Source organism: Clostridium sp. UBA3061 (assembly GCF_002367465.1).
GTDB classification, from domain to species: domain Bacteria; phylum Bacillota; class Clostridia; order Clostridiales; family Clostridiaceae; genus Clostridium_J; species Clostridium_J sulfidigenes.
In genome coordinates this window covers 454,957-479,207 of record NZ_DFCF01000002.1, presented here as the reverse complement: position 1 = coordinate 479,207, position 24,251 = coordinate 454,957, and the positions used below count along the sequence as shown (strand labels likewise).

Here is a 24,251-nt window from a genome sequence, read left to right as displayed (position 1 = left end):
TATTTATAGTAAAAATCAAATATTTTTCTTATAGTTCTATTTACATTACCCCCGTGAATTAATTATAGAATAATTGTCTAAATTTTACAACATTTAATTTTCAAAAATTCACATTTTTTAGTCTTATAATTAAAATATGCAATAATTTTGTCAGTTTTCATTTAGTATTTGTTTCCCTGAATGATCTAGATAATAATTATCACTATATATTAAGTTAGACACTGTAATAAATTCATAACCCATAGCTTGGTATTTTTCAATTATTTTCGGCAAATTTTCTGTGGTGTACTTTCCATCATTATGAAATAGTAGTATAGAGCCTTCCCTTGCCTTTGATACTATTCTTTCATATTCTATATCTGCTCCATTAGCCTTCCAGTCAACACTATCAACATCCCACTGTATTGCCTTTAACCCTGTACTTTGTATAGCTTCTACTGAATCATCATTATATGAGCCTGATGGAAATCTAAACGTTTTAGGCATTTCTCCAGTCAAATTTAATATTTTAGCATTAGCTATTTCTAAATCCTTAATTATACTCTCCTTTGTCAGATTGGTATAATCAGGATGTTTATTAGAATGATTTCCTATTTCATGTCCTCTCTTTGAAATTTCTATTACTTTGTCTGGATAATCATCACACCATAATCCGATAATATAAAATGTGGCCTTTACATTATATTTATCGAGAACATCTAGAATTTCATTAGTTTTATCATCACCCCAATTAACATCAAAGGTTATAGCCATTTTCTTTTCTTTTGTGTCTACTGAATAAATAGGTACCTTTCTATCTGTTGGAATAAAGGTCTCCTTATAAAATACACGTCCCATAATACTTATACACACTATTAATATTAACAATGCTAAATAAGTTGTTATTTTTATCTTAATTCTATTAGATCTATCCATATTCCTCCTTTACTTATAAACATACTTTCTATAAAATTATATTCATAATCAGTTATTATATGCTATACTATATCATGTAAACTTAATTCATATTTAATAAATATGTGTTATAATTTAATATAATAAATATGTATAAAAGTACATGGTTTAAAGGAGGTTACTTTATGTTTGATAATTCTTTGAACTTAGCAGAAAACAAGCTTCTACTGTTGCATATAATAGATAAAGTTGATTTACCTATATCAAACATACAACTTACAGAAATTGTCCTTGAAAATAATTTTATAAATTATTTTACACTGCAAGAATATATAGATGATTTAATCTCGTCTCAACTAATAAATAAAATTAATTATAAAGATAAAGATAGATTAGTAATATCAAGTAAAGGTAAAGAAGTCCTATCTTTATTTAAAAATAGATTATCTAAGGATAGTTTAAGTAAATTAAATTCTTATATAGATGGGAAAATGAATCTAATAAAAAAAGAGGCTACAATTTCAGCTGATTACACCATTGAAAATTCCAATAGTTATGTAGTTAGCCTAGGTGCTTCTGAAAATAATATCCCTCTCATGGAAATTAAGGTAACAGTGGCATCAAATAAACAAGCCAGAGAGTTATGTTCCAAATGGAAAGCTAACCCCTCTGACTTATACACTAAGATTATTAAAGTTTTAACTGAGTAATTTTTATTAAGCTCATTATAAATCTACCCTTAGTATTTTCATAAATATTTTAATCTATAATCATCCCTGTAGGCTGGCCCTTTAATGGGATGATTAATTTTTCATGATTATCATTTTTATTAATCCTCATTATCAAATCATTGTAGCTATCTCCTACGTAAATATACCTTTCATCGCAAATTATTCCTCTAGGCATACCACCAATTCTTATACTCTTTACATTTATAAAATTTACAATATCAATAATGGATATAGTTCCATCACCATAGTTAGATACATAGCAATACTTTTCATCGCAATACATATCAAAAGGACAATTTCCCACTGATAATCTATGTATTACTTTATGATTTCTGCTTGATATAACACTTACACACCCCTTATCCAAACTACCTGCACTACTTTCACAAACAAGAATATAATCCCCATTTAAAGTAAATAACGCTTTTGTTGGTGCTTGCCCTACCTTTATGTTTTTAATGTCACTACCATATAACGAATCAAATACTGTAATTGTATCGTCACCATTATTGGCTACAACTATTTCATTGCTGTGATTACAACAGTCAATACTATGTGGAGAGTCTCCACAAGGAATAATCTCTATTATTTCTTTTTTATTCAAATCAAAAGTTACAACATTATTTGAGTCTCCGCAAATAATATATAAATGATTTCCCAAGGCACAAATATCTCTACAGTTTCTTCCTAAATAATAGCTATAGGATTTTAAATCCTTCAAATTAACTATAGACACTGAACCATCGTAACAATTTGAAGTGAATAATTGATCCCCTTGTATACATAATCCATGAGGACCTACTTTATTTTCATTAACTCCTTCTAACTTTATAACATCTTCTAATGCAAACTTCTCTATACCAATTTTGTTAATGCTATCTTGAGTTGTATTACAAATATATAAGTACCTCATTGGAATCCCTCCTCACATTATACTATGAAGGAACCTTCCATTATGCTACGAAAAATTTGTTACACCATAAATATATTATATTTAAAATTAATTATGATTTCTTATTATCTTCCTCATATCTCCCACCATATAAAGAGAACCAGATATGACTAGTAAAGTATCCTCATCACAATAGGAAAGTGCTTTAACGTATGCTTCTTCATAATCCATAATAGCTTCACACTCTTTATTGCAAATATTAATCTTCTCCTTTAAATCTTCACATAGCTCAGCTCTCTCACTATGAGGAGTTACAGCTATAATTTTTTCTGCTTTAGGACATATTATACTTATCATTTCATCTACTTGCTTATCTGCTAAAATTCCTATTATTAACACTAGTTTTCTATACTTAAAATAAATATCTATACTTTCAGTTAACTTCCTTATACCATCAATATTATGAGCACCATCAATTACCACTAAAGGATTTATTCTCATAATTTCTAATCTACCTGGCCATTTAACTTGAGATAAACCATTTGTTATACTTTCCTTTGTAATATTAACTCCAAGATCTATTAAAGCTTCACAAACATTTATAACAACATTACAATTTTGAACCTGATAAGTTCCTAAAAGAGATAATTTAACATTATAACTGTCTCTTTCTGTTATAATGTTTAAATTTTGAACCACTGTATTTCCCTTATACTCTCCTACTTTAACTAAAGATGCATTTTCTCTTTTCACTTTTATAAGTGGTGAATTTTTTTCTTTACAAATGTTCTCTATGACTTTAGTGACTTTATCTTCCTGTGGATATAAAACTACTGGAGTATTATTTTTAATAATTCCACCCTTTTCATAAGCAATTTCCTCTAAGGTATTTCCTAAAATATTCATATGATCATAGCTTACAGATCCAACTATAGATAAAATTGGTTCTATAACATTAGTAGAGTCTAGTCTTCCTCCAAGTCCTACCTCTACAACAACAAAATCAGCCTTCATTTTATGAAAATATAAAAATCCTGCACAAGTTATTATCTCAAACTCAGTAGGGTTACCATAACCTAAAGTAGTTACTTCTTTAACGGCCATTGAAACTTCTGTAACTATCCTAGCTAAATCTTCCTTGGGAATATTCTTATTATTTATCTGAATACGCTCTTCAAACTCTTCAATATAAGGAGATATATAGCATCCTACTTTGTACCCACTATGTATTAATATCTTTGTAATCATAGCTGTGGTTGAACCTTTACCATTAGTTCCTGCCACATGAATAGCTTTAATCTTCTTATGTGGATCTCCAAGGAGTTCTAGTATCTTTTCTGTTCTTTCCAAGCCTAGTTTACTTCCAAACTTAGCAGTATCCTTTATATAGTTAATAGCTTCAGTATAATTCATAATACCCCTCCTGAATTCTAATTTCATAACCTATTTTACCTCATTACATATCCATACTCAACTATATCACACTAGTAATTATCAATATTAAAAAGGATATCTGAAAAGTATAAGACTATAAATAAAATATATAGTCTATACACTTTTAGATATCCTTCTATTTATTAATATTAAAATTTATTTTTATATAAACATTCTTAAATGTTTTTTATTGTAACTTTTCTATACTCTCTAATACGGAATTATACATTTCTCTGTACTTTTCACCCTTAGTTTTTTCCTCTTCAACAACCTCAGCTGGAGCTTTAGAAACAAATCTTTCATTAGCAAGTTTTTTCTCTACTCTTTCAATTTCTCCTTGTAATTTAGCTTTTTCTTTGTTTAATCTTTCAAGTTCTTTCTCTACATCTACTAACTCTAAAAGTGGCATGTAAATCTCTGCGCCCTTTGAAACTACAGATACTATATTTTCTGGTGCTTCTTCTTTAGCGTTTAAGATTATAACTTCACTAGCAGATGCTAATTTTTCAAAGTAAACTTTTCCTTCTTTAAAAGCTTCTGCTGCTTCAGTTGCATATATATATGTTTTAGCCTTTCTTGAAGGTGGTACATTCATTTCTGTTCTTGCATTTCTTGTATTTCTTATGGCATCTATAATATAATTCATATATTCTTCTGCTTTGAAATCTTCTAAATCAGCTTCAAACTCTGGCCATTTAGCAATTGTAATAGATTCACTTTCTTTAGTTAAGTGAGTATAAATCTCTTCTGTGATATATGGCATTACTGGATGAAGTAATTTTAATCCTGAAACTAAAACTTTATTAAGAACATTTAAAGCTATTCCTTTAACTTCTTCATTATCACTATATAGAGATGGTTTAGCAATTTCTATATACCAATCACAGAATTCAGTCCACATAAAGTCATGAACCTTCTGAAGTGCAATACCGATTTCATATTTTTCTATATTCTCTGTAACTTCTTTAACTATATTGTTAAGTCTTGATAATATCCATCTGTCGGCTACAGAATAGTTTTTACAATCTTTATATTTCTCTATAAGAACTTCATCATTGTACATCATAACAAATCTTGATGCATTCCAAATCTTATTAGCAAAGTTTCTTGCTGCCTCAACTCTTGATTCATAGAATCTTATATCACTTCCTGGAGCATTACCAGTAACAAGGGAAAATCTTAGAGCATCTGCTCCATAATTTTCTATAACTTCTAGTGGATCAACACCGTTATCTAAAGACTTAGACATCTTTCTGCCTTGATCATCTCTAACCATACCATGGAAAAATACTGTTTTAAATGGTACTTCATCCATGTTGTACAAACCTGAGAATATCATTCTTGCAACCCAGAAGAATATAATATCTCCACCAGTAACCAATGTACTTGTTGGATAAAAATATTTTAAATCCTCTGTATCACCAGGCCAACCTAATGTTGAGAATGGCCATAGGGCTGAACTAAACCAAGTATCTAAAACGTCTTTATCTTGCTCTAGATTTGTAGATCTACACTTACTGCAATGAGTTGGAGCTTCTGTATCAACTATTATCTCTCCACAATCTTTACAGTACCAAACTGGAATTCTATGTCCCCACCATAATTGTCTTGAAATACACCAATCTTGAATATTTTCCATCCAGTTATAGTAGATTTTTTCAAATCTTTCTGGAATGAATTTTATATCTTTTTCTTTTACGGCCTTAATTGCTGGTGCTGCAAGAGTATCCATTTTTACATACCATTGCTTAGAAAGCATTGGCTCAATAGTACATCCACATCTATCATGAGTTCCTACATTGTGACTATGCTCTTTAATCTTAACTAAATATCCGTGTTCTTCCAAATCTTTTATAATAAGCTTTCGAGCTTCATATCTCTCAAGTCCTGAATACTTTCCATAACCTTCAGATATAGTTCCATTTTCCTCCAAAACTACAACTTCATCTAAGTTATGCCTCTTACCTACTTGATAATCATTAGGGTCATGAGCTGGAGTTATCTTAACACAACCTGTTCCAAATTCCATATCTACATAGTCATCGGCAACAACTTGAATTTCTCTATTCACTAATGGTAACCTAAGTTTCTTACCAACTAGGTGAGCATATCTTTCATCCTTAGGATTAACTGCTACTGCAGTATCTCCAAGTAAAGTTTCTGGCCTTGTTGTAGCAATTTCAACTACTTCATCAATACCTATTACAGGGTAATTTATGTGCCAGAAATGTCCTCCTTGCTCTTCATATTCAATCTCCGCATCTGAGATAGCAGTCATACATTTAGGACACCAGTTTGTAATTCTATTTCCTTGATATATAAGACCATCTTTGTATAATTTAACAAAAACTTCTCTAACAGCCTTACTTAAATTTTCATCCATAGTAAAAGCTTCTCTTGTAAAATCAGCAGAACAACCCATTTTTTTAAGTTGAGTTTTAATTCTATCTCTATATTCCTCTGTCCATTCCCAAACCTTTTCTAAAAATGCCTCTCTACCAATTTCCTTCTTTTTAATTCCTTTTGCAAGTAAAGCTTTTTCAACTCTTACTTCAGTAGCTATACTTGCATGGTCTTCTCCCGGAAGCCATAATGTGCTATACCCTTGCATTCTCTTAGTTCTTATAAGTATATCTTGAAGAGTGTTATCTAAAGCATGACCAAGGTGCAGTTGTCCTGTGATATTCGGTGGTGGCATTATTACTGTATATGGCTTTTTATTTTTATCTACTTGTGGAGTAAAAAATCCACTTTCTTCCCACCACTTATATAGTCTTTCTTCAAACTCTTTAGGATCATAATTCTTTGCTATATTGTTATTTTCATCCATTGTTATTACCTGCCCTTCTATATGTTTTTATTTTTTACTTTTGATTACTTGTTCTAACAATTACAGTTCTTAGTAGCTATAATGTACAAAACCTTAACTAAACTATTACACAGAAATTAGCATTACATTTATTAATATACTTAATACTAGGGTAATTTAATAGATTAGTATAAAATTAATAAAAAAAAGCGCTATCACCCCAAAGGACGACAGCGCGCGTTACCACCTTTATTTCTCAAAATTACTTTTAAGACTCTCTTAATTTTAACGATGAGGAACCACCGTCTCTAGCTACTTAATTTCGCTAAAGCAACTCCGAAGCTACCTTCAAAATACTTCCTATAGAAAACCTTTCAGCCCATGGATTTTCCTCTCTTAATATTTCATATTCTTACTCCTCTTCATCACAGTCAATTTATTATGTATTATATATATTTCTCTTTTATAATATTATATACAATACAACTCTTTTGTCAATACAAATTTCAAAATATAATTTACATAAATTTATAAATGTTATAGTATATTTTAGAACAAAATGGAAAATATTAAGATAAAGTACTAATTAGGAGGTCTTTTCCTTGAATTATTTTGCACAAGGTAATGATTTATATAAACTTAAGGACTATAAAAATGCTATTGATATGTATAAAAAATCTGCAGAGTTAAAGGAATATGAAGCACCTTCATTTTATAATTCTGCTGTATGTTTTATTAAACTAAAAAACTATAAGGCTGCAATACCTCTTATTCATAGAGCTTTGAATCTACGAAAAGAAAGTAAATATTATTTCAACCTTGCTTATTGTCATGTAATGATGGATGAAAATAAAAAGGCCCTAAATTATTTTAATACTGCATGGTCCATAGATAATACGGATACTGAATGTGAAAAGGCCATAAGTTTCATACTTTCTAAATATAAAAAAACAAGCATATAAGCTTGTTTTTTTATATTTAACTATTATTTTAATTTCATAATACAAACTTTATAATATAAAAGTTATATAAATCTAATATAAAAGACTAATTAAAACTTAAGTTTTAATTAAATTTTTACTTCCATTCTCCTGCGATTTTTCTATTTCTATGCTCTGAATTAAAGGTATCATTATCAAAATAATTCCCTGCATTATAAAAAGTTGAATCCACATTTACCCATTTATCCATTTCCTTTATATACACTTCATTCCATGAGTGACTAACCCAAGACATTCCATTATAACCTTCTCCTACAATTAGTCTTACTGGTATATCATTTGCTTTACACATTGCAACATATAAACATGCATAGTCAAAGCAAACACCTTTTCCTGTATTAAAAGTATTTATGGCTCCAGAATTAATCTCTGTAGGTATGGGATTATTCATAACTTCTGTAGCCTTATCATCATCATAAATTATAGCATTCCCTATCCATTCATATAAAGATCTTGCTTTATCATAATCGTTATCATACTTACTAGTTATACTTAACGCAGTATTATCTATGATCTCATTAGATCTTATTCCCTCATCTAATGTTACTCCATTATAAAAAACTACCCCTTGAAGATATCCATTTACATCATCTACTATATTATTTTTCTCATCTACTACTTTAAATGAATTCTCTAATATATTGGGGAAACTTTTAGCTATCTCAGAATCAGTAACCGGCTCTATAATCTTTTTATTAATATAACTATATATGGTAGATGAATTTAATTTATTATCTAGCTTTGGATTATTTAAAAAAATTGATGCATAGCTAAGTAGTGCTGATAATATTATCATATAACATATAGCCTTAGGAATTTGAAACATTCCTCCTAATAAAGCTCTAGTACCTCTGCCTGTATTTCTAATACTGGTATCAATGGCATCTGAAGCTGGATATAAAGTAGTCCTGCTAATAAATTCTATAAGGGCTTTAAATATCTGATAAATAATTAAGAATGTAAACAATAGTATAATCCCATTAAATAGCTTAGATTTAGTAATAAGATAAGCAAAGGATGGAGAAATCTTTGAGGATATATATTCAACTAATCCATACTTATCTAATGCAAACACATTTTTTACCACCACAGTAGTTAGTATTATTGAACAAACCATTGCCATAGAAGTTAATACACCCTTAATTGTAACCACCATGCTTTTACTTTTCAATTTAAATACAATGCCCATTATTACAGGATATACAAATGCTATAACCAATACTAATGAAACAATATTTATATTATACTCCTCTAAAAATTCCATTCTATCCCTCCTTTTCTCTCCTGTTAGATTTTCTTCTAGATTTAATAATAGGGATCTTCACCTTTAATAATCTTGTTTAATACAGTTTTGATATCGCTGTAATTATAACCCTTTCTTAAAAGGAAATCCTGTAATTTTTTCTTTATTTTAATTGCATCCTCTTCTGACTTGCTAAGGCGTTCATATCTTTTCTCTGCAATACTGAGAAGTTCATCCCATTGATTTTCCTTAACCTGATTATAACCATCTGACCTAAAGACCTCTATATTTTCTTTTTCCTTGATTTCTAATTTATTTACTACTGATTTAATAGTATCAAAATTATATCCCTTAGATATTAAAAAAGTATTAAGTTTACTTTTTATTTTTACTATATTGCCTTCATTTTTACATAGCACTTTAAGTTTTTTTTCTGCTAGCTTTAAAGCCACTGTTTCTTCATCCTTAGAAGAAATTTCATTTAGTATGTTATTTATCATTTCCTCAGATATACCCTTTTTTATAAGTTTATATCTAATGTTTCCTTTGCCTTCTATTCTAATATTTTGTGTTACATAAGCTTTTGCATAATATTCGTCATCAATAAATTTATATGCCTTTAGAAATTCTAAAACTCTGTCTATGACACTATCTTCATATTCTTTCCTTTGTAGAAATTCTCTCACTTGAAACTCACTCTTTAGAGCTCTCTCAATATACTTTAAAGCCTTTGTCTTTGCTGTAAGAAAATTATCTTCAACTATAACTTTCTTTAGGTCTTCAATATTAATTTCTTTTCCCTTAGATAAATTATGATAATATACTAACTCACTGCTACATCCAAAGGCAAATTCACCATTTATAAATATATTTACTCTGTTATCCTTTTTCTTTTGGGCTTCAATCTTAGTAATTATTTTACTCACTGTTCTTCCTTCCCATCATCTATAGAAATTTTATACCTTACTCCCTATCACATAGAAGCACATGAATTGTAGGCTTATTTAGTACCTTCTTAGCTACTTCATATAAATCTTGAGCTACTATATAATTCAAATTCTCCATATCTTCATTAAATTGATATAAATTATCCTCTTCCATAGCCTGATGTACTACATAATTTCCTAAATCTGTTGAATCCTCTAAAGTAGAAGCTATAGCAGTCTTAAACACCTTTTTCATTAAATTTATAGTATTACCATCAAATACAATTATTTCCTCTTTAATTTTTTCTATACAATTATTTATGGTTTCTATAGTTGCATCAACATCCTCTGGTGCTACTGCTGCATAGATATATAAAGTTTTCAAGTTGTTTGTTAAGTCAAGACTTGTATAAATATCATAAGCAAGTCCCCTATCTTCTCTAAGTTCTCTAAATAATATAGAATTAGAACTCTCTCCAAACTTGTGATTTAATATTCTTAAAGCTAACTCTTCCTTCTTAGTTAGATCATTAAATGTATATAAATATATTATTGTACTCTGCTCCATATTATCTCTATGCGTAATCTTAATTTTGTCTTTATTTTTTTCAAAATTTAAAATAGGCTTACTTACTTTTTTTCTTTTCCACTGACTAAAATATTTTTTAACTAACTCTATTACATATTCATGTTCATAAGATGATACCACTGTTATCACTGTATTATTAGAAACATAGTGATTATTATAATATCTTATCAAATCTTCTCTACTAATTGACTTTACAATCTCTTCTTTTCCTATTACATCAACTTTTAATGGACTATGAGTAAATGCCATATCATTTATTTTTTGAAAAGATAAATCTTCTACATCATCCTTACCACTTCTTAATTCTGCTAATATTACTCCTCTTTCCTTCTCAATGTGTTCCTCTAAAAAAGTAGGATGTTGAAGTAAGTCACTAATCAATTCTAAACTTACATCTAATTCTTCGTTTAAAGTAGTAGTATTAAAAACAGTGGACATATAATCTGTATAAGCATTATACTCTCCACCTAAATTTTCTAAATCACTATTTAATTTTTCATTATCTCTATTTACAGTTCCCTTAAAAAGCATATGCTCTATAAAATGAGATATACCACGTTCTTGATTTTCTTCACAAACAGCTCCAACCATAACTCCGATATTTAAAGAAGCTATTTGGGTTTCTTTTTTTATAGTTATTAACCTAAGTCCATTTTCCAAATATGTTTCCATTGTATCAAATAAAAATTTTTTCATATATTCTCCTTAATTTAAAATATCTATATATAATTATACCTATAATTCTAATTATATCTACACATAATATAATATATGATTTTCTATAAATGTAATAGAGTTTTATATTTCCACCTGCATAATTTTTATTTATTTCATTATACTTAGGGATAAATACTTAGAGATAAAATTTCAGTTTACAATTGCTATTATAGATTTACTGTGTTACTATTAGATGTATTTAAAGAAAAAAGAGAAGAGGAATATGAATGATAAAAACTAAATTTGAAGAACTTGGACTTAAGGATTCCATATTAAAGTCTATAAATGACTTAAACTTTGAAAATCCTAGTGATATACAAGAGAAAAGCATTCCTGTAAGTTTACAAGGTTACGATATAATAGGTCAAGCGCAAACAGGAACTGGTAAAACCCTTGCCTTCGGAGCACCTATTCTTAGCAACATGGGTCCTAAGGGTGGAGCTATCCAAACCTTAATATTAGCTCCAACAAGAGAATTAGCTATTCAGGTTAGCGAAGAACTTTTGAAATTGTGTAAGTATGAAAAGTATAAAATCCTACCAATCTATGGTGGTCAATCCTTTGACAGACAACTTGCTGCTCTAAAAAGAGGAGTAGATATTGTAGTTGGAACTCCTGGAAGAATATTAGATCACATTAATAGAAGAACATTAAAACTTCAAAATGTTAAATTCTTAGTTTTAGACGAAGCTGACGAAATGTTAAACATGGGATTTATTGAGGATATTGAAAGTATCCTATCTAACTTAAATGAGGAAAGACAAACGCTTTTATTCTCTGCTACAATGCCAAGACCAATAAAAAACCTATCTAAAAATTACATGAAACCTGATGCTCAACATATTGTAATAGCTAAAAAATCCATGACTGTATCCAAAATACAACAATCATACTTTTTAGTTAACTCATCTAATAAATTTGATTCACTTTGTAGAATTTTAGACGTAGATAATCCAACTACAACAATAATGTTCTGTAAAACTAAAAAAGGTGTAGATGAATTAGTTGATGCTTTACATGGTAAAGGCTATAGTGTTGAAGGTATGCACGGAGATATGAAACAAAGCCAAAGAATGAACACATTAGCTAAATTCAAGAGCGGACAACTACATTTTCTTGTAGCTACTGATGTTGCAGCTCGTGGAATTGATGTTGAAGATGTTACTCATGTTATTAACTATGACTTGCCACAAGATATAGAATCTTATGTGCATAGAATAGGAAGAACTGGAAGAGCTAATAAAGAAGGTATTGCTTATAGCTTTGCTTCAAGAAAAGAAGTTTCTTTTATAAGACAAATAGAAAATCATACTAAAAGTAAAATAGTAAAAAAAGACATTCCTACTTTAGCTGATATATTCTCTGCTAAATCTGGAAGTTTAATAGAAAACATTGGGAATGTATTACAAGAAGACTCATACAATACATTCTTACCTATGGCTAAAGAGCTAATAAATGAGTATGGTGCTGAAGATGTTACTGCTTCTTTACTAAAACTAATGTTTGATAAAGAATTAAATTGTAACTATGCTGAAGAGTCTGTAGATGTAGATGATACAACAAGATTATTCTTATCTATAGGTAAGCTCGACAAGGCCAGAGCTAAAGATGTTATTGAATTTTTAGATAACACTGCCGGTGTTAAAGGTAAAGAAATTGGAAGAATTGATATCCTTGATAAGTTCTCCTTTGTTGATGTACCTAGCAATCTTGTAAATATAATATTAGAGAATTCTAAAGGAAAAATGTTTGGTAAAAGAAAAGTAAACATTGAAATATCTAATAAAAGAAAATAGATTTACATCTAATATATAGCCAAAATGCGGTATTTTACATAATACTGCATTTTTTATTTTTTTGCCAAATCTTGTATATCTATAGAAAATATAATGTTAAAATATAGTAAATAATATTTTAAAAGGAGGACATATGAAGATTTTAAACAAAATTCTATTAATAGTATTATTAATTTTCTGTGTTGTTCTAAGTGGTTGTAATAACAATAATAAATATGAAGAAGCCTCCTCTTTCACTGATGGCCTAGCAGCAGTTAAACTTAGAGGTCTTTGGGGATTTATTGATACAGAAGAAAATCTAGTTATAACTCCAACCTATGACAAAACACATTCATTTTATAACAATATAGCCCCTGTAAAAAAAGATGGATTTTGGGGTGCTATTGATAAAAAAAATAATGTGATAATTCCTTTTGATTATGAAGAAGCTACTATTGTATCTGATACTCTCATTTCTGTTAAAAAGAACAGTAAGTATGGTTGTATAGACTTTAAAAACAATATAGTAGTTGATTTCGTATCTGAAACCCCAATTTCAATATATAATTGTGGAGAGGAAAATATAGCCATTATAACAGAAAACAATTACCAAGGCTTTATAGTTTTAAATACTAATTTAAAGGTAGAGCCCAAGTATACTGCCATAATGCCTAACAATTCTATAGTTCATCTTGAAAGTAACGGAAAATTTGGTTTTGTAAATCTAGAAAGTAAAACTATAGTAGAACCTAAATATTCTTATTACTTAAGCTTCAATGATGATTTAGCTCCTGTAGATATAGATGGAAAGTTTGGTTATATAAATACTAAAGATAAAATGATAATTAAACCTATTTACGATGGGGCTGATTCATTTATTAATGGACTAGCTACAGTATATCTTGATGGTAAGACTGGATGTATAGACAAGAATGGTGATGTTGTAATTCCATTTAAATATGATTATATAAACTCCTTTTGGGAAAGTGATATTTTGGTAGCTTCCTTAGATAACAAGGTTGCTCTTATGAATACTAAAGGAGAATTGCTCTTTGAACCTAAGTTTGAATACATAGAATTAGGTTCAGGAGATAATATGTTTGCTGCTAGCTATGTAGATGAAGATGGTAACCGTAAGAATGTATTTATAAATAAACAAGGTGAAATTATACTTAACACAGACTATACTGAAATTTATCCATTCTATGATGGCTTTGCTACCATTTATAAGTCAAGCAAATGTGGTATCTTAGCTTCTAATGGAATTGAGGTAGTTCCTCCTATTTATGATGAGGTTTATAATATTGATTCATCTAGAAATATATTTCAAGTATGCCTAAATGGTAAATGGGGGCTTATAGATAAAACCCAAAAAGAAATTTTAAAATGCGAATATAATATTATTGACCCCTACACTGAAAATATCTTTTTAGTAAGTAAAGATAATAAATGGGGGCTTTATAATAAATCCTCTAATAAGTTTACAGATATCATATATGATGAAATCACTCCTTCCTTCGGGGATATAGCCCCCATATCTGTAAAATTAGATAATCAGTGGTTTTACATTGATGAAGATGGTAATAAACTAAAGTAACTTTTAAATCATAGTTATATGAAATATTTTATAATTACACTAATACTTTAAAGAATATATAAGTTTTAAAGGATGCATGATGGATATATTTATTATGCATCCTTTTCATATCTCTCTAAAGCTCTCATAAAGTTACCCTCTACTAATTCACTTAACTTTTCAATAATCTTATGAGAATCTTCCTTCATTCCACCATTCATCCACTGAATTACCAAACCTGTAAATGCTAAAGTATAAAAATTTGCAATAAACTTTTTATTGTCTTCTGTAGCTCTCATATTCTGAGAAACTTCATTAACTACTCCAATAATTAAATCATAAGTAACTGTGTAAAGATATGAATCTAGGTGATTCTTTCCTAAAGAATTTAAAGTATTCATGCAAAATCTTCTATTGCTTTCTATATAGTTGAAAATCTTTTGAAACCCGTCAGTCCAGGTGTTATAACTTCTGTATTGTGATATGCTTTCTACGGCTTCTGTTTCATAAATCCATTCCAGTAGATTGTATATATCTTGAAAATGATAGTAAAATGTTTGTCTATTTAATCCACAGTTATTAACTATCTCTTTAACAGATATCTTATTTAACGGTATAGAATTCATTAATTCCTTCAAAGATTTAGCTAATGCTTTTTTTGTTATTATTGAATTTGACATAGGTACTTATTTCCTCCCTATGGATTTTTTCATCTTTACATTTACTATACATTATATTATCTTTTTAATCCATTAATTTTCTATTACCCCTCTTTAAAATTTATAAATATTTATGCAATAATAAAAGCTATCTATAAATCTATTAAGTTAACAGATTTATAGATAGCTCCACACTTAAAATATATTCAATTATCACTCTATTATATCACCATTAGTTCCAATGGTTACTTCTTTGTAAGGAACTATTATTTGTGCTTGAAGCATGGCACTTTTAACTGAAGCTACTATTCCTGAGCAGCATGGCACTTCCATTCTAACTACAGTTATACTCTTTATATTGTTCTTCTTAAGTATTTCAGTTAATTTATTCTTATAATGTTCATTGTCATCAAGTTTTGGACATCCTATTACTGTAACTTTATCCTTCATAAAGTCTCTATGGAAATTTCCATAAGCATAAGCTGTACAATCTGCTGCTACTAATAAGTTAGCATCCTTTAGATATGGCGCACTAGTATTTATTAAGTTCAATTGCACTGGCCATTGCATAAGCTCAGAGTTGTTTTCAGTAGTATTCTCTCTTTTTTTAGGCATAGTTTCCATAGTGATTATTGGTTTTCTTTCAATAGTTTTAGCCATTGTTCCAGGACATCCACATGGCAACTTTTCTTCCCCACCAATATTTATATCTTTAATCTCTTTAGACTTATTATCTAATTCTAAAATTCTTGCCTTTACTGCATCATCATCATATTCATCCGCTTCTCTTTCTATAATCTCTATAGCTGCTGTAGGACAATTGGGTAAGCAATCTCCTAATCCATCACAATATATATCGCTAACAAGTTTTGCCTTTCCATCGACTAATTCTATAGCTTTTTCATGACAAGCCGTAACACATAATCCGCAGCCATTACACTTTTCCTCATGGATCTTAATTATTTTTCTCTTCATAACAAATCCTCCTAAACCTATTATTTAATCTAATTTATCATATTTTTCAAAATTATATTTTTTATCACACTTATCTTTTGTTTAATTTTAACACCAAATTTAAATTAAACTATATTTAATATAGCTTAATTATAACTAGATTTCTATAATAGGTCTGTAACTTTTGTTACGCAACTAAATTTTTATTTATCTTACTAATTTTCTTGTTAAGGTACCTATTCCAACCCCCATCATAATTACTCCAACTATCATCTCAGTATTAGCTACTATAAAAGAAGCCGGTATTGGCGTTTCATTATCAGATCCTAGTCCTGTAAATACCTCAACACTTATATTTATACATTGATTTACTTGACTTAGAAATTCATTAAAGTTTTTTGGTAATCCTATACTCCACCAGTAGCTAATTATTTGATTTTGTGAGTTATATCCCAAGATCAAATACATAGTTGCAAAAATTAATATTAAAACTAAAGAGCTTATTAATGGATATAATATTCGTTCTCCATATCCACATGTAAACCAATAAATATAAGATATTGTTTTGGGTAATAGCTTTTTCAAACTTTTTCTTTGCATATTCTTACAAAGATAATAGTATTCTCCAAAGTTATTCTTCAAATTATTTTCATTATATTTATCAGCAATAGTTTCATATACAGTATATATTCCTTCATACTCTGTCTTTGTTTTTTTCTTTGGTTGAATTTTATCAAAAAAAGTTTTTGGATCTAGTTTGCTTTTTAATTTATCATTAAATTCTAAATCCTCAATGTAAGTTGATATTATTTTCCCTCCTGATAAATCCACATCCATTAAATTAATTCTTTTCATATAAGAATTTATAATTATAGCACTAGTCATATCTGTAAGTTCAAAAGATGTATCTTTAAGTTCACATTCATCAATTATTAAATAAGTGATATTAGAGCTTAAAAATTTACAGTATAATTTACATTTTTCAAAACTACAAGATAGATTATCCTTTTTATTTAGTGATGGTACATTATTAATTTCTTCTAAAATCATAGTACAGTTCTCAAAAATTACTCCTCCACCCCCAAAGTCACATTCTATGAACCTACAGGCCACAAATGTGCAATTTTTAAATTTTATATTATAAAATTTACACTTTATAAACTCAGTACATACGATACTTTTATCAGTAATCTCTAAAAAATCCCCCTCATTTTCAGTTTTAGAATTATTTATAGTTCTATCTTTAATGATTCTAAAACTATACTTTTCATCTTGTTGGATGCTAATTTTGTTCTTATTATTTTTTATTTCACTAAATAGTTTCTTATTATTTTCTATTCTTTTATATAGCTCTTCTTTTCCTTTAAACACTTCTTCTTTAAAGTTTATATAAGGCATAAAAGTCCTCTCCTTTTAATATCTACTATTTTTTATACTAATACTACTTAGTATGATACCTTTATATAAAAATTACTCATGTAGCTATATAGCTATTTTATTTTTCATCATTATACCTTTTTAAAGGGAAAATAAAGCACTGTATCATCCTTAATTATCTGAGTTAATTTTATTACTCTTTAATTACAAGGCTGAAACAGTTTGTTTCAAATCCTATTTCTTTATAATTTTATTTTTTTCTTAGGCACATGAAAATAAATAATAAGTCAAAGATGGGAAGTATATTTTGAGTTAGACAAGGAAACAGGTTCCTTAGATAGTAGCACTATCTAAGGGTTCTGTTGACGCAGTATAACACAAAATAGACGAGTATTCTGACTTACTTATTTTTTGAAGATGCCTTACATAGATATGCTGCCATAATTGCTGTTGCTGGTACAGTTAGAATTATTCCTATAGTTCCTGATAACCCTTGAATCAGTTCGGTGCCAAGGATATCTAAATTCAGTAACCTATTAGTTGTCATACTAGAAGAGTATAATAAAATAAGTATGTTTATAGCTCCTCCTGCAAATGCTAAAATTAAAGTATTAGCCATAGTTCCTATTATATCTTTACCAATATTCATACCACTTTTAAATAATGCTTTTATACTCATAGTCTTATCTATGGAACTTATTTCAAATATAGATGAGGATATTGACATAGCTACATCCATAACCGCTCCCAATGCAGACACAAGAATCCCTGCAAAAAATATACCCTTTATTTTTAGATTAGTCGTTTCTGCTATATACATTATACTTTCTACCTCTGACATGTTTATTCCTGAGAGATTTGTGGTTTCACCAAATATGTAGGCAAGTATTCCTGCTATTAAAACTCCTATTAAAGTTCCTAAGATGGCTGACAATGTTTTCTTATTTGTTCCTGATACTAGTACTAAGGTAATTGATGTACTTATTATAGCTATTATTATAGCTGATATTATAGGACTTACACCTCTTAGCATTAATGGTACCATCAAAAATATTACACAAATCATTGTAAATAGTAATGCTACTATAGATTTTAAACCTTTAAATCCTCCAACCAATAATATTACTAGTAAAAATAAAATAACCATAATAGATAAAGAAGTGCTTCTCTTAAAGCTAGATATAGCCACATCATTAAGCTTATTGTCCATGAAGTACATGGCAACTATTACCTTGTCACCTTTTTTTACTACAGTATTATATAGTCTACTTACATTATTAGTTATTTCATATTGATTTTCCACATAAGGGCCATTTAATATTTTTACTGATACCTGTTGATATCCTAGTTCTATTTCCTCTATATACTTATCATCTTGCAAATTTTCTTTAAGTACATTTACTATTTCTGCTTCATAATATTCTACGCCAGCACTTAGCTTGTCCAACAAAAATCCATTAGTAAATATTAGTTTAGATGAAAAAACAATTAATATTCCTAATATAACGGTTACTGTTATTGTTATAATATCCTTCTTGTATTTATTTATATTCATTAATAACCCTCCTCTCACCTATTTTATTGTAAGGGGCTGTTTCAAACTTACTTTGAGTCAGCCCCTAAATTCAATGTCTAATTTTATTTTTTACTCTGCTCTGTATTCTCTCCTTTGTTTTTTCTCTTAAATAATAGAGTTACTCCTCCTCCAATTACTAAAACAGCTATAACTATTAGTACTATTGAAGAACTATCTCCTCCTGTTTGAGGTAAGTTTGAATTATTGTTTCCTGAATTATTTGGTTTGTTTGGTTTATTAGGCTTACTTGGATTTTCTGGTTTTTCGTTATCATCTTTACCTGGTGTTTCTTTATCTATTACAGTTACCTTTCTTGTCATAGTAGTATTATTTCCAAAGCTATCAGTTATGCTATAGGTTAAAACATACTCTCCAGCCTTACTTGTATCTACTGAACCTGTAATTACTATTTTTGAAGTTATATCTCTATCCTCTTTATCAGTAGCAATTACCCCTGATTTAGGATCAAAGCTATCTCCAACCTTTATTGTTATATTTTCAGCTCCATTAATCACTGGTTTTTCATTGGTTTCTTCACTTGGAATTAATATTATTTCTCCAGTATTTCTAACTCTAAGTCTTACTCCTTCAGGATCCATTGAACCAAGTCCAATAGCTGATACTGTATCTCCAACTTTAATATTTTTATCCCATATTCCCTTTGTACTCTCATCTTTTCCATCCCATATATATCCTTCTACATATATCCTTGATTCTCCAGTGCCATCGTTAATATATAAATTAGATTTATCCATTCTAACTACCTTACCTTGCACCTGAATAAGCTTACCACCATTCTCAGCTATCATACTATTTCCTGTAGAAAGCTTTACTGGAGATATATCAACTGGGTTTTCATCAATAATTTGAATTTGAGTATCTTCATCCTTAACTTGAATTTCAAATTCACCCTGATATGCATCTACTGTACCTGTAACTCTAATTTTTTGTCCAACCCTTAATGGAGTTTTAGATACACCAAATATACAGATACCGCCTGTTTCATCTTCTATATACACTACTTCAAAGAAGGAATTTTTAGGAGTTACTGCCTCTGACTGAGAAGTTACTATACCTTCTATAGTAAACTCTTCTCCTAGTAAATCAGGTACATTGTCCTTATTTGCATCTATTCTAACATCTTTGATATTTACTTTTTCAGCTATCTTCTCTGGCATCATCCAACCCATAATATTTTTTACTATTTTAATATTTGAGTAAGATATTGCATTTTGCCCATCTGTTTCAAAATCTGAGAAAAATGTATTACCAGCTACTACTACCTTACCACCATTACTTAGCTCTTCTGCTCCAATAACTGATACCTTTCCTTGTGCTACTGGTACGTTATCTTTAGCATTATCCGCATCGCTAGTAGTTGTAGTTTCATAACCCTTTACTAAGAAATCTACCTTCTCTCCCTTTGCTCCATCTGCAAGGACAACTGAAGCTCCACTATAGAAGCTATATTGCTCTTTTCCATCTTCGATACCAGATACTAAATTGTATAATGGTGAACTGTATTTATTAAAGTATAATCTATAAGGTTGACCACCATTAGTAGTATTATCAATAACTTGGTCATCATTTATTCTAAGTTCTGTTCCTATAGCTTCAAGTAATGGATTAAGCTGCCTATCATTGCTATATTCACCTTCACCATCCTTATAGTCAGCAATAGTAGTTATTATTATATTTCCTCCAGCCTTTACATAATCAGCAATAGCCTTTATCTCACTTGTCTCTAACTTACTCTTAGTTAAGTTATATTCTGACTTATCAATACTCTGTGGGTTTGTAAGAATAAATAAATCTACTCCCTTGAGAGTATCTGCAGTTATTGTCTCTTTATTTAAAGAAAGTATTGTATTTCTCTGTTGTAACAAATTCTTAAGTGCTGTATATTTTCCTGCATAATTTCCACTTACATATTGATTTACGTGAGCACCATCTATTACAACTCTATAAGTGTTTTCTGGATTTCTAACTTTGACCTTTACACTATTAGTAAATACTTTTTCACTGCCTTCATGATTTATTGTTGCTTTAGCATAAATTGTATATTCACCTTGTTTAGTAGGTATCCAATCTATTTGAACATTTTCGGTTTTAGTTCCTTCCACTAAAGGAATAACTTTTTCACCTACTTTATTTTCTGTTTTAATTTCATTTGCAAAGAACTCCACCTTAGCATCTTTTAAAGCCTTAGCTTCATTATTGTAAACTCCTACAGAAACTTGAACCTTTTCATTAGGTAAAGTTATTTCATTGTCTACAGTAACTGTAGTTAAACCAAAGTTACTACTATCACCAACCCATACTGGTGCTGTAACAGCTATATCCTGATCACCCTGCACTATCTTTAAATAGTAGTAGGTATATTCTGGAGACAATTCAAACTGCCAGTCTACATTTTTAGAATTAAATTCTTTAGATACAACCTCAACTCCACCATTAGAAATAACTGATACTTTCTTTATAGTCTCATCATCAGTTATATTAACTTTAAAATTTAGTTTATCTACTTCACCTAAGGAACTTCCCATTAGACTACCATTTACTGTGTAATCAACAATCATATTCTCATCTTCTGAAGCATATACATTTAAATTTCTTATAGAATCATATATATCTCCTCTAGAGTTATCTGTGGCTATAATTACTGTTCTTGCATTATTAGCTGTAAACCACTTGCCCTTATGATTATCTTGGTTATTAGTTGGTGCAACATGCCATCCTTTATCAAGAGCTCTTGTATAATATTCATAACTTGGAAAATAACCTGAACCTCTTATTGGCCCCTCACCATTACCAACTTCCACTAAGTTTACAACCTTGTCTGTAGCCTCACTATAATAACCAAAGTCTGCAAAATCCCCAAAAGTCTTACCTGGATGATTTAATTGAGAAATTGACTGTGGTTGTGTTTGCAATGTATTGTAATAGTTTTGTAAATCCATGGCCTTATTTGATCTGGTTTCAAATCCTGGTGTATTAAATGTATTTATATGACCCCACCCTCCAGTAGAACCTGACCAAGTCATTTCATATCCATATATAGCTGTAAAATCATCTTCTTTATCATATTTATCCGCTGTAAACTGAGCATTTGTCCAAGCTTTGCTAGCTGAACCGTCTGCTAAGGAAGCTGCTGTATCATTATCAAACCAATTTGAGTGATCTGTTACTGCATAATAGTCAGCTCCATGATTCTTAGCCCAAGAATAAGCTTCATCTAAAGAACCTGTTCCATCTGAAATATTAGTATGTGAATGAAGTTGCCCGAAGTAGTGACTTAACTTACCTTTTTTGAAAGTCCATTCTTTACTTGAATAATTCCCCAAAGTATCTTTAGCTTCAATCTTTACTCTGTGACTTCCATCGTCTAAATCAGTAGTTGGTTTGTATAGAATAGATGTTGAAGTTATTGTAGCTTTTGAAGTTACATCTTCACCATCAAAGAATATTTTAATAGAATTTTTATCTACTCCTGTCCTATCTTTTATTGAAGCCTTTATTTCAGGTCTTGCTACATCTCCAATACCTACACCACTGTCTGGCACTAAATCATATATTTCTGGTCCAACTATATCTTCATTAGTTACTTCTACATTAAATACTCCTTCTTGTGGAATTCTTGTAATATTAGTTCCATCCTCAGCCACAAGATAATATTCTATACCCATCAATTTCAGTTCTTCTTTAGATATTAATGCCATGTAATTTCCTTGTTCATCTTTAGTCATATTTATAGCCTTAAAGACTTCTTCTCCCTTAACTCTATAGTTTAACATTGCACTTTTAACTTCTTTATTATCTTCAATAGAAGCTGTTATTTTGAGATCTTCCTCTATTGATGCTTTAAGAATTGGTTCATGTTTTATTATAGGCCCTTCAGTATCAGGAGCTTCTACCTTTGTAAATGTACAAGATGAACCATATATTTGTACAGTTGTGTTGTATTTCCCCATAGTTCCTTTAACATTAACTAAGTCACCAGTAACTACATTTATATCAGAAGGTACATAGTATATGTCTAACTTATCTTCTCCTTGAATTAAGGTCTTAGCTGCAACATCTATAACTGCATTAGTTATTTCCACATATTTTGAGTCATGCTTTCCTGTTAATAACTCTTTTATAGTATAAATTTCTGCAGTTGGCATACCACTATTAGATATAACCTTAATATCGCTAGCCTGAAGTTGAGCTAATCCTTTAAAGGTATCTCTGGTACCTTTAACTTCAACTAAGGCTCCATTAACTGCAGCACTTAAATCTATCTTAGTGGAGTTATTTGATATTGCAATTGCACCTGTAGCATCTTGAATATGAAGGGTTTTATTTCTATCATTAAAGGAAACTATTCCCCTAACTACAGCTTCAACCCCATTAGTTAAATCTCTAGCAGATGATATAGTTATGACCTCTGAAGTTGGCGGATCTATTGGTGGTTCTCCTGGATCTGTAGTTCCTCCTCCAATACAAGAAATTTCTATATCATCTATAGCTAAGTTACCTGATGCTTTATTGAAAGTAAATCTTATAGCTGTAACTCCCTTTTCTAAAGAAACTGAAAAGGTACTTTCACTCGTAACTGTAATATCTGGTCCTTTTATCTCTTGCCACACATCATTAACTTTAACTTCTAATTTTAAAGTTGAAGTTATCGGACTATTTCCAACTTGCCCCTTATACCAAAAACTCAAAGTTCCTGTTGAAGGTAAATTGAATACTGGTGTTTCTAAAGTTTCAGTACTACTTCCACTCAATCTTCCAAATCCTAGTGAAGGTTTTATTTTACCATAATTCCCATTTGTGTCATATCCATCTAGTACAGTAGCTTTTTCCCCATTTCTTGTAATTGTCCATCCTTCTCCTTCTGGTTTTACATTCTTTCTAGCTCCTGTAAAACCTTCTGAAAGGAGTATTGTTGTATCTTCATTATTAATAGCTCTTTCTACTGCATAAACACTTATACTTGGCATAACAATATAAGTTACTAAGAATAATAATGCACTAATTAGGCTTAAAAGTTTATTTTTTTTCTTTCCCAATTAACTGCCCCCCTTACAATATTTTATAAATAATTATAACA

16 protein-coding genes and 1 other annotated feature are annotated in these 24,251 nt (G+C 29.6%); of the genes, 4 read left to right on the top strand and 12 right to left on the bottom strand.

Going from position 1 to position 24,251, the window contains the following annotated elements:
* Positions 1–150: 150 nt before the first annotated feature.
* Complete coding sequence (gene pdaB / locus B2P65_RS02355) at positions 151–915, bottom strand: polysaccharide deacetylase family sporulation protein PdaB (protein ID WP_346848576.1); 765 nt, start codon at positions 913–915, stop codon at positions 151–153.
* A 164-nt stretch (positions 916–1,079) separates the two neighbouring features.
* Between pdaB and B2P65_RS02350 the strand changes: the two genes are divergently transcribed.
* Positions 1,080–1,604, top strand: a complete 525-nt coding sequence (locus B2P65_RS02350) for a DUF4364 family protein (protein WP_035133078.1) — start codon at positions 1,080–1,082, stop codon at positions 1,602–1,604.
* 49 nt (positions 1,605–1,653) lie between these two features.
* On the opposite strand, the gene B2P65_RS02345 is transcribed toward B2P65_RS02350, so the two are convergent.
* From B2P65_RS02345 to B2P65_RS02335, 3 genes are all read right to left on the bottom strand, one after another.
* The gene (locus B2P65_RS02345; RefSeq protein ID WP_346848575.1) at positions 1,654–2,538 is read right to left on the bottom strand and encodes a YncE family protein; all 885 of its coding nucleotides are present in this window, start codon (positions 2,536–2,538) and stop codon (positions 1,654–1,656) included.
* 87 nt (positions 2,539–2,625) lie between these two features.
* A complete protein-coding gene (locus B2P65_RS02340) occupies positions 2,626–3,930 on the bottom strand; it encodes a folylpolyglutamate synthase/dihydrofolate synthase family protein (protein WP_346848574.1) in 1,305 nt (434 codons plus the stop codon).
* A 208-nt stretch (positions 3,931–4,138) separates the two neighbouring features.
* Positions 4,139–6,781 (bottom strand): valine--tRNA ligase, encoded by a 2,643-nt coding sequence (locus tag B2P65_RS02335; protein ID WP_346879526.1) that lies wholly within the window; start codon positions 6,779–6,781, stop codon positions 4,139–4,141.
* Between the two features lie 199 nt (positions 6,782–6,980).
* Positions 6,981–7,198: a binding site (T-box leader), on the bottom strand.
* 164 nt (positions 7,199–7,362) lie between these two features.
* Here B2P65_RS02335 and B2P65_RS02330 point away from each other — a divergent pair.
* Entirely contained in the window at positions 7,363–7,722 is a 360-nt protein-coding gene (locus B2P65_RS02330; RefSeq protein ID WP_035133086.1) for a tetratricopeptide repeat protein, read from the top strand.
* Between the two features lie 115 nt (positions 7,723–7,837).
* On the opposite strand, the gene B2P65_RS02325 is transcribed toward B2P65_RS02330, so the two are convergent.
* Genes B2P65_RS02325 through B2P65_RS02315 form a run of 3 tightly spaced genes read right to left on the bottom strand, consistent with a single transcriptional unit; the run spans position 7,838 to position 11,215 of the window.
* The gene (locus tag B2P65_RS02325; protein WP_346848572.1) at positions 7,838–9,025 is read right to left on the bottom strand and encodes a transglutaminase-like domain-containing protein; all 1,188 of its coding nucleotides are present in this window, start codon (positions 9,023–9,025) and stop codon (positions 7,838–7,840) included.
* Positions 9,026–9,066: 41 nt separating this feature from the next.
* Positions 9,067–9,930, bottom strand: coding sequence for a recombination regulator RecX (recX, locus tag B2P65_RS02320; protein WP_346879525.1), 864 nt, complete (start codon positions 9,928–9,930; stop codon positions 9,067–9,069).
* 37 nt (positions 9,931–9,967) lie between these two features.
* Positions 9,968–11,215: a pitrilysin family protein gene (locus B2P65_RS02315; RefSeq protein WP_346848570.1), complete on the bottom strand. Its 1,248-nt coding sequence runs from the start codon at positions 11,213–11,215 to the stop codon at positions 9,968–9,970.
* Between the two features lie 248 nt (positions 11,216–11,463).
* Between B2P65_RS02315 and B2P65_RS02310 the strand changes: the two genes are divergently transcribed.
* Both B2P65_RS02310 and B2P65_RS02305 read left to right on the top strand, forming a co-directional pair.
* Entirely contained in the window at positions 11,464–13,032 is a 1,569-nt protein-coding gene (locus B2P65_RS02310; RefSeq protein ID WP_035133090.1) for a DEAD/DEAH box helicase, read from the top strand.
* A gap of 133 nt (positions 13,033–13,165) precedes the next feature.
* Positions 13,166–14,608, top strand: a complete 1,443-nt coding sequence (locus tag B2P65_RS02305; RefSeq protein ID WP_346879524.1) for a WG repeat-containing protein — start codon at positions 13,166–13,168, stop codon at positions 14,606–14,608.
* Positions 14,609–14,700: 92 nt separating this feature from the next.
* On the opposite strand, the gene dhaS is transcribed toward B2P65_RS02305, so the two are convergent.
* The 5 genes from dhaS to B2P65_RS02280 form a co-directional block, all read right to left on the bottom strand.
* On the bottom strand, positions 14,701–15,267 hold the full coding sequence (gene dhaS, locus B2P65_RS02300) for a dihydroxyacetone kinase transcriptional activator DhaS (protein ID WP_035133092.1): 567 nt from the start codon (positions 15,265–15,267) through the stop codon (positions 14,701–14,703).
* Between the two features lie 192 nt (positions 15,268–15,459).
* Positions 15,460–16,221 (bottom strand): 4Fe-4S dicluster domain-containing protein, encoded by a 762-nt coding sequence (locus tag B2P65_RS02295; protein WP_346848568.1) that lies wholly within the window; start codon positions 16,219–16,221, stop codon positions 15,460–15,462.
* A 186-nt stretch (positions 16,222–16,407) separates the two neighbouring features.
* The gene (locus B2P65_RS02290) at positions 16,408–17,598 is read right to left on the bottom strand and encodes a pentapeptide repeat-containing protein (protein WP_346848567.1); all 1,191 of its coding nucleotides are present in this window, start codon (positions 17,596–17,598) and stop codon (positions 16,408–16,410) included.
* 379 nt (positions 17,599–17,977) lie between these two features.
* A complete protein-coding gene (locus B2P65_RS02285) occupies positions 17,978–19,132 on the bottom strand; it encodes a YibE/F family protein (RefSeq protein ID WP_346848566.1) in 1,155 nt (384 codons plus the stop codon).
* 83 nt (positions 19,133–19,215) lie between these two features.
* On the bottom strand, positions 19,216–24,210 hold the full coding sequence (locus B2P65_RS02280) for a CehA/McbA family metallohydrolase (protein ID WP_346879523.1): 4,995 nt from the start codon (positions 24,208–24,210) through the stop codon (positions 19,216–19,218).
* Positions 24,211–24,251: the final 41 nt, after the last annotated feature.

Excerpts from the sequence above, each read along its gene's own strand:
- B2P65_RS02290 (WP_346848567.1), bottom strand. The coding sequence starts at position 17,598 with ATGCCTTATATAAACTTTAAAGAAGAAGTGTTTAAAGGAAAAGAAGAG.
- B2P65_RS02345 (WP_346848575.1), bottom strand. The coding sequence starts at position 2,538 with ATGAGGTACTTATATATTTGTAATACAACTCAAGATAGCATTAACAAA.
- B2P65_RS02350 (WP_035133078.1), top strand. The coding sequence starts at position 1,080 with ATGTTTGATAATTCTTTGAACTTAGCAGAAAACAAGCTTCTACTGTTG.
- B2P65_RS02285 (WP_346848566.1), bottom strand. The coding sequence starts at position 19,132 with ATGAATATAAATAAATACAAGAAGGATATTATAACAATAACAGTAACC.
- B2P65_RS02335 (WP_346879526.1), bottom strand. The coding sequence starts at position 6,781 with ATGGATGAAAATAACAATATAGCAAAGAATTATGATCCTAAAGAGTTT.
- B2P65_RS02305 (WP_346879524.1), top strand. The coding sequence starts at position 13,166 with ATGAAGATTTTAAACAAAATTCTATTAATAGTATTATTAATTTTCTGT.
- B2P65_RS02315 (WP_346848570.1), bottom strand. The coding sequence starts at position 11,215 with ATGAAAAAATTTTTATTTGATACAATGGAAACATATTTGGAAAATGGA.
- B2P65_RS02295 (WP_346848568.1), bottom strand. The coding sequence starts at position 16,221 with ATGAAGAGAAAAATAATTAAGATCCATGAGGAAAAGTGTAATGGCTGC.
- B2P65_RS02325 (WP_346848572.1), bottom strand. The coding sequence starts at position 9,025 with ATGGAATTTTTAGAGGAGTATAATATAAATATTGTTTCATTAGTATTG.
- dhaS (WP_035133092.1), bottom strand. The coding sequence starts at position 15,267 with ATGTCAAATTCAATAATAACAAAAAAAGCATTAGCTAAATCTTTGAAG.
- B2P65_RS02340 (WP_346848574.1), bottom strand. The coding sequence starts at position 3,930 with ATGAATTATACTGAAGCTATTAACTATATAAAGGATACTGCTAAGTTT.
- B2P65_RS02310 (WP_035133090.1), top strand. The coding sequence starts at position 11,464 with ATGATAAAAACTAAATTTGAAGAACTTGGACTTAAGGATTCCATATTA.
- pdaB (WP_346848576.1), bottom strand. The coding sequence starts at position 915 with ATGGATAGATCTAATAGAATTAAGATAAAAATAACAACTTATTTAGCA.